This window comes from Mesorhizobium sp. M0904 (assembly GCF_040319475.1).
GTDB lineage: Bacteria > Pseudomonadota > Alphaproteobacteria > Rhizobiales > Rhizobiaceae > Mesorhizobium.
This window is the reverse complement of the sequence record NZ_JAMYOC010000001.1, coordinates 390,796-406,335: the sequence shown is the minus strand read 5'-3', so window position 1 is coordinate 406,335 and position 15,540 is coordinate 390,796. Positions and strand designations below refer to the sequence as shown.

At 56.5% G+C, this 15,540-nt stretch carries 12 protein-coding genes and 1 pseudogene; 7 read left to right on the top strand and 6 right to left on the bottom strand.

The features are described 5' to 3' along the window. Positions 1-33: 33 nt before the first annotated feature. The 3 genes from NKH80_RS02010 to NKH80_RS02000 all read right to left on the bottom strand — a co-directional run bounded on the left by NKH80_RS02010 (position 34) and on the right by NKH80_RS02000 (position 4,080). Positions 34-1,005, bottom strand: a complete 972-nt coding sequence (locus NKH80_RS02010; protein WP_352706280.1) for an NAD-dependent epimerase/dehydratase family protein — start codon at positions 1,003-1,005, stop codon at positions 34-36. Beyond that, positions 1,002-2,252, bottom strand: coding sequence for a glycosyltransferase family 2 protein (locus NKH80_RS02005; RefSeq protein ID WP_502899859.1), 1,251 nt, complete (start codon positions 2,250-2,252; stop codon positions 1,002-1,004). Before NKH80_RS02005 ends, NKH80_RS02010 begins: the two co-directional genes overlap by 4 nt. Positions 2,253-2,673: 421 nt before the next feature. Then, complete coding sequence (locus tag NKH80_RS02000; protein WP_352706276.1) at positions 2,674-4,080, bottom strand: polysaccharide biosynthesis/export family protein; 1,407 nt, start codon at positions 4,078-4,080, stop codon at positions 2,674-2,676. A gap of 159 nt (positions 4,081-4,239) precedes the next feature. Between NKH80_RS02000 and NKH80_RS01995 the strand changes: the two genes are divergently transcribed. From NKH80_RS01995 to NKH80_RS01965, 7 genes and pseudogenes are all read left to right on the top strand, one after another. Further along, entirely contained in the window at positions 4,240-4,518 is a 279-nt protein-coding gene (locus NKH80_RS01995; RefSeq protein ID WP_502899863.1) for an inositol monophosphatase family protein, read from the top strand. An 84-nt stretch (positions 4,519-4,602) separates the two neighbouring features. Beyond that, positions 4,603-5,550: a sulfate adenylyltransferase subunit CysD gene (cysD, locus tag NKH80_RS01990; protein ID WP_352739470.1), complete on the top strand. Its 948-nt coding sequence runs from the start codon at positions 4,603-4,605 to the stop codon at positions 5,548-5,550. Then, on the top strand, positions 5,550-7,451 hold the full coding sequence (gene cysN / locus NKH80_RS01985) for a sulfate adenylyltransferase subunit CysN (RefSeq protein ID WP_352706271.1): 1,902 nt from the start codon (positions 5,550-5,552) through the stop codon (positions 7,449-7,451). Before cysD ends, cysN begins: the two co-directional genes overlap by 1 nt. A gap of 107 nt (positions 7,452-7,558) precedes the next feature. Further along, positions 7,559-8,410 carry a sulfate ABC transporter permease subunit CysT gene (cysT, locus tag NKH80_RS01980; protein WP_352989252.1) on the top strand — a complete coding sequence of 284 codons (852 nt, stop codon included), beginning with the start codon at positions 7,559-7,561 and terminating at the stop codon, positions 8,408-8,410. Positions 8,411-8,756: 346 nt separating this feature from the next. After that, complete coding sequence (locus NKH80_RS01975; protein ID WP_352707108.1) at positions 8,757-9,038, top strand: exopolysaccharide production repressor protein; 282 nt, start codon at positions 8,757-8,759, stop codon at positions 9,036-9,038. Positions 9,039-9,522: 484 nt separating this feature from the next. Beyond that, complete coding sequence (locus tag NKH80_RS01970) at positions 9,523-11,424, top strand: Wzz/FepE/Etk N-terminal domain-containing protein (protein ID WP_352824013.1); 1,902 nt, start codon at positions 9,523-9,525, stop codon at positions 11,422-11,424. A 74-nt stretch (positions 11,425-11,498) separates the two neighbouring features. Then, a pseudogene (locus NKH80_RS01965) lies at positions 11,499-11,732 on the top strand (IS21 family transposase); the annotation flags it as partial. Positions 11,733-11,778: 46 nt separating this feature from the next. On the opposite strand, the gene NKH80_RS01960 reads toward NKH80_RS01965, so the two are convergent. The 3 genes from NKH80_RS01960 to NKH80_RS01950 form a co-directional block, all read right to left on the bottom strand. Next, positions 11,779-12,882, bottom strand: coding sequence for a glycosyltransferase (locus NKH80_RS01960; RefSeq protein ID WP_352707112.1), 1,104 nt, complete (start codon positions 12,880-12,882; stop codon positions 11,779-11,781). Positions 12,883-13,160: 278 nt separating this feature from the next. Continuing rightward, positions 13,161-14,126 (bottom strand): glycosyltransferase family 2 protein, encoded by a 966-nt coding sequence (locus NKH80_RS01955; protein ID WP_352989247.1) that lies wholly within the window; start codon positions 14,124-14,126, stop codon positions 13,161-13,163. Further along, positions 14,123-15,439 carry an O-antigen ligase family protein gene (locus NKH80_RS01950; RefSeq protein WP_352989244.1) on the bottom strand — a complete coding sequence of 439 codons (1,317 nt, stop codon included), beginning with the start codon at positions 15,437-15,439 and terminating at the stop codon, positions 14,123-14,125. The genes NKH80_RS01955 and NKH80_RS01950 overlap by 4 nt, the downstream gene beginning before the upstream one ends. Positions 15,440-15,540: the final 101 nt, after the last annotated feature.

Sequence of the window (15,540 nt, the reverse complement as noted above, 5' to 3'; positions counted from 1 at the left end):
GCCTATCTCAGATCATGCCGATCATTGCTGGCTCTAGATCGCGTGAGTTGCCCTCATTTCCGCAATTCCACCATTGGCCTCAAACCAGCGCAATGTGCGCACGAGACCCTCTTCATAGGGCACTTTGCACGACCACCCCGGCAAGATTCTTCGGCATAGGGTCAGGTCAGGACGCCGGTTGGTCGGATCCTGCGGCGCCGGCTCACCATGAACAATGGTCGTTCCGGGAATGAGGCCTGCAACATACTGCGCGATCTCAAGCACCGAAATTTCCCGGTCGTTTCCTACGTTGACTGCTCCCACATGATTGAAGTTCTCCAGCCAGAACAGCCGTTCGAGCCCATCGACAATATCGTCGACATAACCCCAGCTGCGGGTTTGGAGACCATCACCATGGACGACGATCGGCTTGCCGGCCAACGCATTGGCGATAAAGTTGGAAACAGCACGCCCATCATCGGCTCGGGTGCGCGGGCCGTAGACGTTAAAGAGCCTGGCAACCCGCACATCGACGCCGCGGACACGGTTGCTTTCGAAGAGGAGCGCCTCGGTGCAGCGCTTGCCTTCGTCGTAGGAAGAGCGCGGGCCCGTACAGTCCACTGACCCCCGATACGTCTCGGGCAGCGGGTTGACCAACGGATTTCCATAAACCTCCGAGGACGACGCAAAGCAGATTCGCCCATCCTTTTTGAGCAGCTTCAAGAGCCGCATAGCGCCAATTAGATTTGCTGAGACGGTACGCTCGGGCTCCCGCATATAGACCGGCGGCGACGCGGGCGAGGCAAGATGAAAGATCTCGTCGAATTGGAAATCGGATTTGAAATGCTCCACCTCGGAGCGGACCAGCACTAGGCGTTGATCTCGGATATGACCAACGTTTTCTGCTCTGCCGGTCCATAGGCTGTCGACCACAACCAGCATGTCCAAATCGTTTCTTTTGAGAAGCCGGTCGACCAGGTGCGACCCGATGAATCCTGCTCCTCCAGCCAGCAACAGCTTCTTCATCTCATGTCACGAAGGGGACATAGGCTGTCCGAATTCGTGTCCTCGTTGGGCATTGCAAGCGTCCCTCCTTCGGGAAGCCGCGTCAAATAGGCTCCGCTTGGTCCAAGCTTCTCGTCCATTACAGCAAGATTGCTGAGCACCACGCGGTAGTCGGCTTTCTCGGCGGAATCCGCAAACTCATGAATAGAGTAGTTCCAAAAATTTCCTCCGCTCTCCGAGCCGTTTTCCCCTGAGCTGCGGTCCTCGCTTTCCGGTTGGGGAAGTGCTCGCTTCGCCTTGCGCAGGAAAATGGCCGTAAATGCGGCAACGAGTTTCGCGAACTGCACAGGTGATCGCCAGAGCATTTTAGTGCAGTTCCTGGCGACAGCAGCAAATCGGTGTGTCATCAGCCCAAGCTTGGCAATCTCGACATCGGTGCGGAAGATCGCATCCAGCAGGACCGGCTTCACCGCCTCTGTGCAGCGGGCAAGTACGCTCTCGAGCACCATCCGACGCGAGATGAGCATTCGCACGAAATCTGCCGACATATTCCCTGGCGTTCGGCGGTATCCGACAAGATGCTCCTCAACGACGCCGAAACGGTATTTGGAGGCAATGCTCTGTTGGATGAAGAAGTCCTCGCAACCCTCTGCACCGCTCTCGCGCAGTCGCGAGGAGTAGCCACCCATTTCGAAGAGAACATCGCGCCGAAACATCACCGAACTGCCGTTGCCGATGAAATTTTGTCCGAGATGCTGCATGAACACCCATCCATTTGGGTGCCTCTGCTTCGGCGTGATGATCACCATATCATCGGCGTCAATCGTCCGGTAAAGTGTGTAGACAAGCCCTAGATCATTGCCAGCCGCCGCGAAAACACGCAGCTGCTTTTCGAGCTTGGTCGGGTGCCAGAGATCATCGGCGTCTACAGGCGCTATAAAGATGCCCTTGCTTGCCCGCACCCCCGCATTCCGCGCCGACGCGACGCCACCATTCTTCTGTTGGAGCAATTTGATGCGCCCGTCGCCATCAGCCAGTCGTCGAACGATCGATGCTGTTGCGTCGGTCGAACCATCGTCAACGACTATTATTTCCGTATTTTTATGCGTTTGGGCGAGCACGGACGCCAAGGTACGCTCGATGAATGGCTCTGCGTTGTAGGCAGGGATGATAACCGCCACGAGCGTGTGGGCAGAGTGCTGTGAATTGCCCGGCAAATCCGCCATCCCTAGTCGCGCCCGAAGGAAGAGAATTGCAATCGCCCCCATATTGGCCAGAAATGATTTTTGGACGAGATATCAATTAGACAATCAGGCAGCGTGAAGTTCGCAAAGACCTGACGAGAGATTGACGGACGGAGTGTCATCCAAACCCTTCTCCCTTGGTGTGTGCAGGCGTCCACCACTGAATCTCTTTGCTTTTCAGCATTCTTCGTTTGCTGCTATCCGCCGCAACCGAGGCACAGAGTTGCTGGGATCGGTCGTTCACGCATATATTAGCCGAAACTACTATTCGCGCCAAGGAGCTGAAACCGACATAGCGACGGCGGTGGGCTCTATCTCCGCGTAAAAAGGCGGAACCAAGTCCCGGGCCGTCGTCCACTTCAGGTGCCCGGCAGCAGCTTGCGGGTTTCGTCCTCCGTTTGGCAGGGGAGGTGTGACGATGAACGCCGTAACAATATTTAATCAGTTAGTTCGCGATCGCCGCTCCTGGTGGGGCCTGTAGCGTAATTGTGATGGTGTCACCCGGAGCGAGCAGAGTATCTTCGGTCGCCTCGATCGTCGCTGTCTTTCCGTCATTGGAACGGGTTACACCCATCATAACCCGGCGGCCCCCTTCGGCCAAAAGGTCGCTGCGCAGCTGCCTCACATAGGCGATTTGTTTGGCCAAAGAATCCATCTCAGCGCGCATTTCCATCATCGCCGCGCTTTCAGTCTGCAAGTCAGCCAACAGGTTAATTCGACCCTGGTCGGTAAGCTTCTCAAGGCTGCGCTGCAATTCCCCTTGGTCGCGTTCAAGTCGAGAGATCTCAGCGTTGGTTTGCAAAGCGCGGGTCGCTGACAAGAGCACTGCGCGTTGAGCATCGTTGATCATGGTGATCTGGATCAGACCTTTTTCGAAGAGCTTCTTGAGGCGATCAAGTTCAGCCGCATCCGCTGCCGCGCCAGCTTGATCCGCCTTCTGCTGCTCCTTCAGGTAGCCCATCCGTTCCGCCGCCTTGGTCGTGGCCAACTTGATTGAAGCGCGCTCTTTCTCCTGATCCACATAGAGAGCTTCAAGATGCTTCTGTTCCTGCTGCAAAGCTTCGTCGCGACGGGGTTCGAGGCTCGGGTCACGTTCTGCCTCCGGAACCTCGATCGCCCTGGCGCCGCTCAGCTGCGCCTCTATTCGAGCAGCCTTGATTTGGCTTTCCTGATACTTGATGCGCAGAACGTAGAGGCGGCCGCCAAGGTCCGCTACTGTCATTTCAGGGTTTTCAACCTCGCCGCGACCGAGCTTATAGCCGCCGCCCGCAGCCACAGCTTGTCGGACAGCCATTCCTGGTCGGAAGGCCTGAGTCCCAGGAGAGGCAATGTCCCCGTCGATATAGACCGGTCGGTATTCCTCAATATCAACTATAATCTGATCTGGATAGAACCCGGTCCAATTCTCAGTGCCGTCAGCGGATCGTTGCGGAAGGGACTTCGGTTTTAGGACCTCGATTACCTCCTTGCGAACATCCTCTATTGTCTTCTGGCGAACCTTTAGGGGGCCCAAGACCGGCAACACAATTGTACCGCTCTGGTCGATCACAGCTCGCTTTTGCATCTCGGGATAGCCTATGACCGCGAAGCCGATCACGTCGCCAGTCTGCAGACGGTACTCGTCGACGTTGTACTCCTGTGCTAGGGCAGGGCCATTCGACAGGTTCGCGTAGACGAACAAGAGTAACAAGCATGTGAGCGCGGCGCAGCTGCCTGCTCGCCAGCGCACCGATCTATTCAACATTCGCGCTCTCGTGTGTTCGAACGGCTGACAGTCATACACATAACCAACCAATTCAGCCCCTTGTCGCAACGCATTTAATGGATCGAGCAGTTGCGGATCGAGCAGCATATCAGCTGCTCCAACCTGTCATGAAAATATCGAGTTCACTGTGTCCGCGGTCACAGCGAGTGTCGCCGATATGCCTCATTTATCCCAGGTATCCCGGTATCCCACGTAAAGCTCGGTACAAAAGTCGCACAGGCGGAAGAGTTGGACGGGATCGACATAATGGACCGTATGGTTAGCGCCGTTCCCTCAGGGCCATTGCTGAAGCTCTGGCGTGTAGCGGCAGGTGAGACGGACACCTATCCCCGGCCAGGCAGAACCATGGAGTGGGACACGGCGGCTGGCGACGCAATCCTGCGAGTTGCTGGTGGCATCGTCCTTAATCTCGAGGGACCTACAACAAGGGGGCGCCAACGATCAGATGTCGATTTTGCAAATCTTGTCGCTTACGGCGAAGCAGAATTCTACGTCGGAAAAATTGGGCTCAGAGGCTCGGTGTAGTCCCCGATTGCTCCACGAGCACACCGCGGATGAAAAGCACGCCTCGCTCTGTCGATGGAGGATCGTGAAGAGGGAAAGCGTGAGATGCTGCACGATATGGTGGCCACGAATGGAACCCCCTTCGTCTCCAGCGGAAGATTGACCCACCTTAAGCGACTTGAGGCAGAGTCAATCCACATTTTCCGCGAGGTTGCGGCGGAATTTCAAAACCCGGTAATGCTCTATTCGATCGGCAAAGACTCGTCGGTAATGTTGCATTTGGCGCTCAAGGCGTACTTTCCGTCGCGCCCGCCCTTTCCGCTACTTCACGTCGATACGACTTGGAAATTCAAGCAGATGATTCAGTTCCGTGATGATGCTGCCGAGTGCGCGGGCATGGATCTGATCGTCCATACCAACATGCAGGGCTTGAAGGAAGGGATCAACCCGTTCACTTACGGCTCTTCCACTTACACAAGCGTTATGAAAACCGACGCACTCAAGCAGGCGTTGACCAAGTATAAATTCGACGCAGCGTTTGGCGGGGCTCGACGCGATGAGGAGAAAAGCCGAGCCAAGGAGCGCATCTTTTCCTTTCGAACGGAAAATCACAACTGGGATCCGAAGACCCAGCGCCCGGAACTCTGGAATGTTTTCAACGGGCGGATTCGTCATGGGGAGTCCATCCGTGTCTTCCCTCTTTCCAATTGGACCGAGCTCGACATTTGGCAGTACATCCTGAAGGAAAACATTCCCGTCGTTTCGCTCTATTTCGCGGCCAAGCGTCCGGTCGTGTGGCGCCAGGACGTGCTGATAATGGTCGATGATGACCGGCTGCCGCTTGAGCCCGGCGAAATACCGGAAATGAGAATGGTGCGCTTTCGCACTTTGGGTTGCTACCCGCTGACCGCCGCAATTGAATCGGATGCGTCGACGGTTGCGGAGATCGTCTACGAGATGCTGTTTGCTCGAACGTCCGAGCGCTCTGGGCGTCTAATCGATCACGACGAGTCAGGGGCGATGGAAAAAAAGAGGCGGGAGGGATACTTCTGATGAACGCGATACCGATAGACCCCGCAGCGATCAGCCAGTACCTGGAGCGCCATGAAAGCAAGGACCTGCTTCGTTTCCTGACGTGTGGAAGTGTCGATGACGGAAAATCGACACTGATCGGACGCCTGCTTTACGATGCCAAACTGCTTTTTGAGGATCAGCTCGCGGGTCTGAGACGCGATTCTCGTAAGCACGGAACAACTGGAGATGACATCGATTTCGCGCGTCTGGTGGACGGTTTGGAAGCGGAGCGTGAACAAGGCATCACCATCGATGTCGCCTATCGATTCTTTTCGACCCATCGCCGCAAGTTCATTGTCGCTGACACGCCTGGCCATGAGCAATACACGCGCAACATGGCGACCGGCGCGTCGAATGCCGACCTTGCCGTCATTCTCATCGACGCGCGGAAGGGGGTGCTCACGCAGACACGCCGCCATACTTTCATCGCGTCGCTGCTTGGGATCAAGCACCTCGTTGCCGCAATCAACAAGATCGACCTGGTGGATTACTCCCAGAAGGCCTTTGATCGGATTGGCGCTGACTATCAGACTTTCATCGCGGACCTTGGCTTCAAAACGATACTCTCCATTCCGATGTCGGCACGCTTTGGCGACAACCTGGCGGAGCGGAGCGCCAAGTTGGCGTGGTATGAAGGGCCGACGCTCATCGAGCACCTCGAAACCGTCGATGTGGTCCGCGATGAAACAGCCGGCCCATTCCGGTTGCCGGTGCAATGGGTCAATAGACCGAATTTGAACTTCCGTGGCTATTCGGGAACAATCGCATGTGGCGTGGTCAACGTTGGGGATCCAGTCGTTGTCGCACAGTCCGGTTGTACGTCCAGGGTCAAGTCGATCATCACCTACGACGGCCAGCACGAATGGGCGGCGGCTGGCGAAGCGATTACCTTGGTTCTGGAACACGAAATTGATGTTTCGCGTGGTGACATCATTTGTGCAGCTGCCAGCCGCCCCGAGGTTTCTGATCAGTTTTCGGCCCACGTGATCTGGATGAGCGACGACGAGCTCATCCCAGGGCGGACCTATTATCTCAAGATTGGCTCGCGCACTGTGGGTGCAAGCGTGATGGAGATAAAGTACAAGGTCGACGTGAATACGTTTCAAAAATTGGCGGCCAAGACGCTCCACCTAAACGAGATCGGCGCACTTAACCTGTCGACGCAGGAGCCGATCGCGTTCGAGCCGTATTCGTCCAACCGCGTTATGGGCGGCTTCATCATGATTGATCGGCTGTCAAACCAGACGGTCGGTGCCGGAATGATTGTTTTCGCCTTGCGTCGGGCATCCAATATTCATTGCCAGGCAGTGGAGATAAACAAAGCCATACGATCGCGCCTGAAAGGTCAGAAACCGGTCATCTTGTGGTTTACCGGTCTTTCGGGGGCGGGCAAGTCAACGATTGCTAACCTGGTAGAAAAGCGCCTCGTCTCAATGGGGCGGCACACATATCTTCTCGACGGTGACAATGTTCGCCACGACCTCAACCGTGACCTTGGTTTCACGGATGCTGACCGTGTCGAGAACCTGCGGCGCGCCAGTGAGGTGGGGAAATTGATGGTCGACGCCGGCTTGATTGTCTTGGCGTCGTTCATATCGCCGTTCCGGGCCGAGCGCAAAATGGCCCGAGAGCTATTTGCTGCGGGAGAGTATGTCGAAATTTTCGTGAGTACACCTCTCCACGTGGCCGAGAAACGGGACCCAAAGGGACTGTACAAGAGCGCGCGTCTAGGTCGACTTAAAAATTTCACTGGCATCGACAGCCCCTATGAAGAGCCAGAGTCGCCGGAAATTGTGCTGGCGGCAGGGGTGAGCGCGTCGGAGGAGCTGGCCGAACAGGTTATCAACTATCTCGCGCATCACGGCTACATCGACCGATGAACCGCGCTTTTCAGCCATGTGCCACACGTCCGGCGCCATCACTTCGGTAGGAAGGCATATTCGACCAGATCTACAAGCCGGCCCAGTAGCATTTAGATCAGGACGACATGACCACAGCACCCGCCAAGGCGGGGTGGCGGTTCAGACAGCCGAGCGTCATTCCGGGTTTCGGATTGACGCTCGGCTTCTCGCTTGCCTACCTCACCCTCATCATCCTCATTCCCCTGTCCGGGCTGATCTGGCGCTCGGCGGCGCTCGGCTGGACCGACTTTTGGGCGATCGTCACCGACCGCCGCACCATTAACGCGCTTGAGATCAGCTTCGGCACCGCCTTCATTGCCGCCGCTGTCAACGTCGTCTTCGGCACGATCGTCGCGTGGGTACTGGTGCGCTACAGCTTTCCCGGCCGCCGCATCGTCGATGCCATGGTCGACCTGCCCTTCGCGCTGCCGACAGCGGTCGCCGGCATTGCGCTGACCACGCTCTACGCACCGAACGGCTGGATCGGAAGCCTTCTGACGCCGCTCGGCATCAAGGTCGCCTACACGCCGCTTGGCATCGTAATTGCGCTGATCTTCATCGGCCTGCCCTTCGTCGTACGCACCGTGCAGCCGATCATAGAGGAGATCGACAAGGAGGTAGAGGAAGTGGCGGCCACGCTCGGCGCCAATCGCTTCCAGATCATCAGCCGCGTTCTGCTTCCCGGACTGGCGCCGGCCATCGTCACCGGTTTCGCGCTGGCCTTCGCGCGCGGCGTCGGCGAGTACGGTTCCGTCATCTTCATCGCCGGCAATCTGCCCTATAAATCCGAAATCGCACCGCTTCTGATCGTCATCCGGCTGGAGGAATATAATTACGCGGCGGCGACCGCCATCGCGGCGATCATGCTGGTGCTGTCATTCTTGATGCTCTTGATCGTCAACCTGGCGCAGTCATGGAGCCGCAAGCGTTATCGCTGACGTGGCCATCGCATCGCCGATCGGGAGCGACACCGCCGACCAGCGAGCGACCGGTCGCGCGCTACCTGCTCATGGTCGACCAGGCACCGAGCAATGGCTTCGGCCATTTGGTCGAAACGCTGGCCATCTACGCGAGCACAAGAAGGAAGGCCTGAATGGCATTGGTCGCATGAGGCGCGGCCGCCATATCCGCCGAAAGCGTCTTGGCAAAGGTTAGGGTGTGTTTTTATTCGCATCTCCTAATATTTGATCGCTCTAACCCGTTCCGATATGTTATGATGGTTAATGCGTTGAGGGCTGAATAGCCAAGGAGCGCGTCGCGCGAGCGGCTGCGAGTGGGACGGCGATGTCCTTTTTGCTTTTTTTGCGCGGCTTTATCATAGTCCTGTCGGCATTCGCCATCAGTACATATTTGCTTACCGCCTCGCTCTGGAGTACGTTTGTCCAAACGTTAATTTGTGGGATCTTGATACAGATCGGGTACTTTGTTGCTGTCATGCTGCTAGTGTGGCGCTCGGTCTCCAAAGTATCCGTGTTTCCGAAGCCAAATACCCCACCCGATGAGTCCGAAAGGGAGCAACTGCCGAGCCACTTAGTGAATAAGGTGGACCACTCTCCGCCTTTATAGGCTCTGGCTGTTTAGAGTAGGACGATCAGCAGGATGACACCCCACATCACGATACAAAATGTGACTGCAACCTGTCTTATTCGGGCACCTGAGAGGCGTTCCGCGATGCGCCAAATGCGCCCAGAACTCTTACGGTGATCGATATCGCGCGCCGGTGATCGACGAGTCATTCCAATCGACGTCCCTGTTTCCCGTACGACAGGCTCAACCTAGACCCGGAATCTCTTGCTCAGATGTTTTGCCATTTGGCAATACGACCCGATTTCTTCCTTTAATTGGATCGCATGACGTGTAGCGGAATTGCAGACAGCATGGGCCGCGTGAGGTTCATTTATTGCAATCCGAGGTTAAAATTTTGCGTCTTTGGGGAGGGGCGGCTCCGCCGGCGTGGATACTGAATTTCAAGACATTTGGTCAGACAATGTGGTATGGTGTTTTTGACTACCTATGCGCTGCCAGTCTCACCCCACGGGTCTGAAGGCTTATGCTCCGCGAAGTTGAAAATCGGCACCCGGATTCTGCCTTGATATTTGGCGATCCTCAGTCGGCAACGATTGATCTCGAAACACTCGTGGCGGCAGCGCGACGGCAGTTGAGGTTCGTCCTTACGTGCGCGCTCGCAGGCCTTGTGCTGGGGCTGGCGTATCTTCGGCTCGAGGTGCCCTTGTACGAGTCGACGTCCAGAATCCTGATCGACAAGAACCAGCCCTCCGTCGTGACGAAGTTAACAGAGAGCGGAAGCTCCACACAGCTTGACCCGATGATGCTGAGCCAGGTCGAATTGTTGCGTTCCGACCGCATCGGGCTAAAGGTCGTTGACAGCCTCGGTCTTGCTACCGATCGCCCTTTCTTGTCAGCACCGTATTCGTTGCTCAACAGTCTCACAGGATCGGTCGCTCGGGTGGTGCGGTCATTCATTGGCAGTTCCGAAGAAAGCGGAGCGCCGTGGAAATCGAGTGCGGCGCGAGGGCCCGATCCTCGATGGCAGGCATTTGGCATTCTGGCTGAAAATATAACGGTAGCTCGTGTAGGCGATTCTTACATTCTGCAGGTCCAATTTCAGTCGCCTAGCGCTGAAATGGCGCAAAAAATAGCCAATAAGTATGCGGAAATCTATATCTCTGACCAAGTCGGAGCCAAAGATGAGTCGATTATCCGAGCTCGCAGTGCACTGGCGGAAGAGCTCGAGAGGGTGCGGAAGCGATCGGTCGACGCCGAGCTCGCGGTCCACAGGTTCCGAACAGACAATACGCTGACGAAGGAAACGCTGGTTACCTTGCGCCAGCTCGAACTTGAGGCGTCCTCTCTCAAGTCGCAATATGAACAGGTCCTGCAGCAATACCAAGCGAGCCTGCAGAACCTTTCGATGGCGTTGCCGGAGGCGCGGGTTATCTCGGAGGCACCATACCCCAGCAGACCGAGTTCTCCGAATAGCATTCTTACGTTGGCGGTCTGCGCCGTGCTTGGCGGCATGATTGGCGCCGGTGTGGGCGGAGTTCGGGAGTACCGGGAGCGCTTTTTCCGCACGAGGGGTCAAGTGCGCGATGAGCTCGGACTTGACACGCTCGGAATGATCCCGTTGCTGGACGGAAAGCCAATTCGCCGAAACAAGCGTGATCGTGCGACCGAAGAGCCGTCATTCATTGCGACCGAAGAGCCGTCATTCATCGAGGTGGGGAACAGCGCTTTCAACTGGGTAGAGCAACATCCGCGCTCGGAATTCGCTGAAGCGATGCGAACGGTGAAAGTCGCTGTTGATGTCGAGTTACCAAGGAAGAGCACCAGGGCGATCGGCATCGTTTCCTGCCTCCCGGGAGAAGGGAAGTCGGTGGTCGCGGCTAATTTTGCGATGGTTCTCGCTATGCAGCATTGTAGGACGCTGTTGATCGATGCCGACATCCACAATCCGGGCTTGTCCCCTATGTTAGCCAACGGCTGGGAACGAGGCCTAGCCAATGTGTTGGCTGGAGACTTCAATCGGAGAGATTTGCTTGCTCATCAGTCATTGTCATTGAGGTTCCTGCCCGGGGTGAACCAGAGGCAACAAAAGCTCGCAGAGACCGTACAGCCTATCGAGAAAATGGGCGACTTTCTGCTCAAGGTGGGCTCTATGTTCAACTACGTCGTCGTTGATTTGCCCCCGTTAGCTCCAGTCGCGGACGTGAGGTCCTTTGTCCAGCATCTCGACGGCCTTGTTCTGGTTGTTGAATGGGGCGTGACCGCTCGTACATTCGTGCGCGAAAGCCTCAACAACAATCCGATCCTTGCGGATAAATGTATCGGCGTTCTGCTTAACAAGGTCGATCTCAAAAGAATCAAGCTGTATCAAAAGTTCGGCAGTGCCGAATTTTACAGTGAACGTCATAGTCGGTATTACCAAGCCTAGTTGTGGAGCAAGCATTTTTTGTCTTATGCAGATAGCCCGAGGAGGGCTTTGACGGACAAACTCCTCGAATGCCGAGAATGACGACTAGTCTAATGATATTCGTCCGGGCTTATCCGCGCCAGATTCAGGAAATGGTGTTCGACGAGCATGACCGGGCGTTCGCCTTCTGCGCGCATCATCTACGACAACACGAATAGGGCGGTGGAGATGGTGTTCGTCGGCAAGGACCGGCAATACAATCCCGCGCGCTGGCATCGGGCTGGGAGAAGCGCCAGGTCGAGAACCATGTCAGACAGGTGCGATGCCGAGCCGTCAGAATTCACGATCGGCCCGGCTATCTTGGTCGCCAGCTCCTTACATTCCGCCACCCAACACTGCCGTAGCACGGACACGCAAAGCACCCTGCGAATAGGCCTGCAGCATATCCTGTCGTGCCTGCATTCCGATCTTCTTGCGGAGCGTTTCATCGCCCGCGAACACCAGTGCTTGCGTCACCGCCATCTCCGCCGAGGGAACAGTAAGCTTCAGCATATTCTTTCCATCCTTGCCGTAATCTCGGATACCGCCGACGTCAGTCGCGATCACCGGAAGTCCGGCAAGCATCGCCTCGGCGACGACGATGCAGAACCCTTCCGTATCGGACAGGTTGATGAACACGTCACGATCAGAGGCGAGCTCGGACCAGCGCGCGACATAGCCATGGAAGTGCACGCGATCTCCAACGCCGAGCTCATCCGCCTTGCGCGAAAGCCCCTGCCGTTCCGGCCCATCGCCGTAAAGATCGAGGCTTGCAGAAACGCCGCGGTCTTGGAGCATTCGGACGGCCTCGATCAGGCGGTCAAAGTTCTTTAGCGCGATAAGCCGTCCGGCAGCAGCAAGGCGCAAGGGTGTGTGAAGCGCGTAATCGCGCTTGTGGCTGGAAGCCTCATCGGCGCAAAACAAAGGCACTATATGCGAGCGGCGCCTGCGCGGCAGGAAGTAGGCTTGCGTCTCCCGCAGCGTACTTTCGCAATCAGCCCAGATTTCGTCGACGCGCCAGGACAGGGCCTTGAGCACAGGGCCATAAATACCTGCGGCGCGCCGGGAGCGGTAGCGGGTAGTGTGTTCGAATGAAACGCAGTGCAGCCGAGGAGCAAACATCGCAACTAGCCGTCCCAGGAGATTGGCCTGCTTGAGCGACAACGCAACCATATCCGGCCGCCACTCCCAGATAAGGCGCAACATTACAAAGAACGTACCCACAAAGGTGCGCAAGGAAGGCTCTTCACTCTGCGACGTCAGGATAAGATTATGCTCTCCGATCTGTGCGGCGATTTCATCGGCAAGAGCCCCGCGACCACGGCAAAAGGCGAGAATCTTCAGCTCGTGGCCGCTGAAAAATCCTGCTTGCAGCAAGGTGAGTAGCCCATGCTCGGCGCCACCGGGATCGAATCCGTTGATGAAGTAAAGAATTCGCATGTGATAGTGAAGCGCTCCGATTCTCTTGCACCTCGTGTTTACTGTCGCAACTAACAGCCCGATCTTGTGTGGAATTCTCCTGCGCTTGTGGTGAGGGCTCAGTGGTGGGTCTGGAGACCTTTCAAGTTCTTACCCGCGTTAAGAGAGACTTGGCGACCGCGGAGAGCTCTGATTTCGCCTCCGTTATGGTCCTGTGTCGCGGTACAGAATAATCGCTACGGAAGGATTCCAGGGCTGCCGCCTGAGATGCTCGAGCTCTCGCCATTCCGCCAGCATCTTTAAGAGCCGTCAGCAAAGTCTTTGCGCAAGGCGCGGTAGAACAATAGCTTGGCTGCACGGCGCACCTGCGGATCCATGCCCCTCGGCAGGGCGCAAAGAAAAAAGTAAACGTACACCCGCCATGACAATGGATCGTGCCACATCGCGCGAATGAGCAAGCGCGCTCCGCGTTTCTTTTCGCCTTGAGCCACGCAATCATTGCCCGCCTTTGCGTACAAACGCGCGTTGCGCCGACGCGCGAGGTGCGTAAGTTCCCGCCGTCGCATGGCCCATTCTCGCGTGAGTCGTTCGGCTACCGGCAGAAGCGCGTCGAGTCTGCGGGTTATGTTCGAGCCATGGCGCCGTTTATAGACGAGTGCTTCGGCCACATATTGAAATGTCCAACGCTCGGCTGCGCGCATACAAAACTCTGTATCCTCTCCAGCCCTAAATGCCTCGTTGAATAACCCGATATCTTCGACCATTTCCCGCCGCATAACCATACTGGAAGGAACAATCGGCCCATCAAGCAGAAAATATGTCGGCAGCGTATCGCATTGGTCCGCGCGATAGCGGCGCACGGCGACGTGTATAGCATCGGACAGATCCGGAGCGGAAAAATCGACGAAATCGCCATAGACAAGACCTGCCTTGCAGCCATTGCCCAAGACGGCTAATTGACGCTCAAGCTTGTCCTCGGCCCAGAAGTCATCGCCGTCCAGAATTGCAATAAGATCGCCGGCAGCATGTCTGATGGCAAGATTCCTCGCCGATGAAAGCCCGATACCCGCCGTCGTCAGGACATGCACGCGCGGCTCCCTGCGACCCAGCGAGGCAATCACTTCCGACGAGCCGTCCTTCGAGCCATCATTGACAATGATGATCTCTTTGATGTGGCTCGAGGCGGTCTGATTAATCACGCTTTCCACTGCCTGCGCGATGAAGCGTTCTTCATTGTGGCATGTCATGATAACCGAAACACTCATCTCGTGTTTCCTTGCAAGGGGCTCGCGAGAAATCCAGGATGTCTCATGCTCCTGGGGTGGCTCCTCCGCATCCTGTGCAATGATAGGCAAAGCCCGTGCCGCGTCAATTCAGGCAGGAGCGAGACAAGACTCAGCGTAACGAAAGCTCGTGTGCCGGAGGCTTCTGTTCCAACGTAAAAGGCGCAAGGAACAAGGAGCACGAGGGGCAGAAGCCGTGCCTGGGCCGCTCCGATCAATCCGTGAGAAAGCGCCCAGCTTAGAGTACGGCTTAAGCGAAACCATGCAGCAATCCATATGAGAACATAGAGGCTGAGCCCAATGATGCCGTTCTCGGTGAGGATACGTTGAAACTCGCCATGTATCCCAAGCCGCAACTCGCCAGGAAGTCCGCTGAAATCCGTATCGATAATATTCTTGAATTGGTTCGTACCCACGCCCATCAGTGGATGTTCGGAGATGAGTTGTCTGGACAGAGTGAAAGCAAACGCGCGCTGGACATTGCTCGGGGTGTCTCCAGGGGCATATTTCCCCGTCGCGGCCAGATATTCGTATTGCCCCATGCTCAGCGGATCGAGAATGGTCTGCATCTGCTTCTCGACATAGGCGTTATTGACCGTGGTCGACAGCACGAAAAGTGCCACGAAGCCCGCGGCGATCGCTGGCACCATCGCAGCGAGCCGTCCGCGCATCAGAAGCGCGGCGGTCAGAAAGAGATAGATCAAAAACGCCTTGCGTTCCCCAGATAGCACGAGCAGGGGAAGTATCCCCGCCCATATAAACCAAAGGGTGCGCCGCTTGCCCCCGTTGACGAAGAGGAGGAGCCCTGCGAGCGCAATTGGAAGGAAGGTGAACGCGAGCCTCGGATCGAACAGATGCTTCCAACCGACCAAGTAGCCATGGGCGACATGCCAGGTGATCGTATAGGCGAGGATCAGCACCATGCCGAAAAGCAAGATGTTGACGGCCTTGTGCGTGTCGACGCGGCTGGCCTCCTGTGCCAAGGCGAACGCAAAGGCGCCCACAGCGGAGATCTGCAACAGCTCGCGCAGGCCATTCTCTGCGTCCACGCTGAAGGCCGAGACCACGTGCCAGCCCAAGAAGGGCAGGAGCAGTAGAAAACCGGCTGAAAAAGCCAACCTTCGCCAACGCCCCGTCGCCAGGCCAAAAAAGAGCATCAGCAATGCGATCAGCTCGAACGGACGCAGCAATACAAGACCCGTCTCGAGTCTGATTGGCAGGAAGAGGCTCAGTACCGCGAATGTCAGAAGGTAACGCATCACAGCTCTCTCGCTGGGCGCGATCTTCTTTAGCATATTCTCTTCCCCGGAAACAGAACTTATTGGATGTATCAATGCCAGCCCGCGGAGAAACACTTCACCCTGCTCCAGCCGACGACCTCATCGTTCCGCCCGCT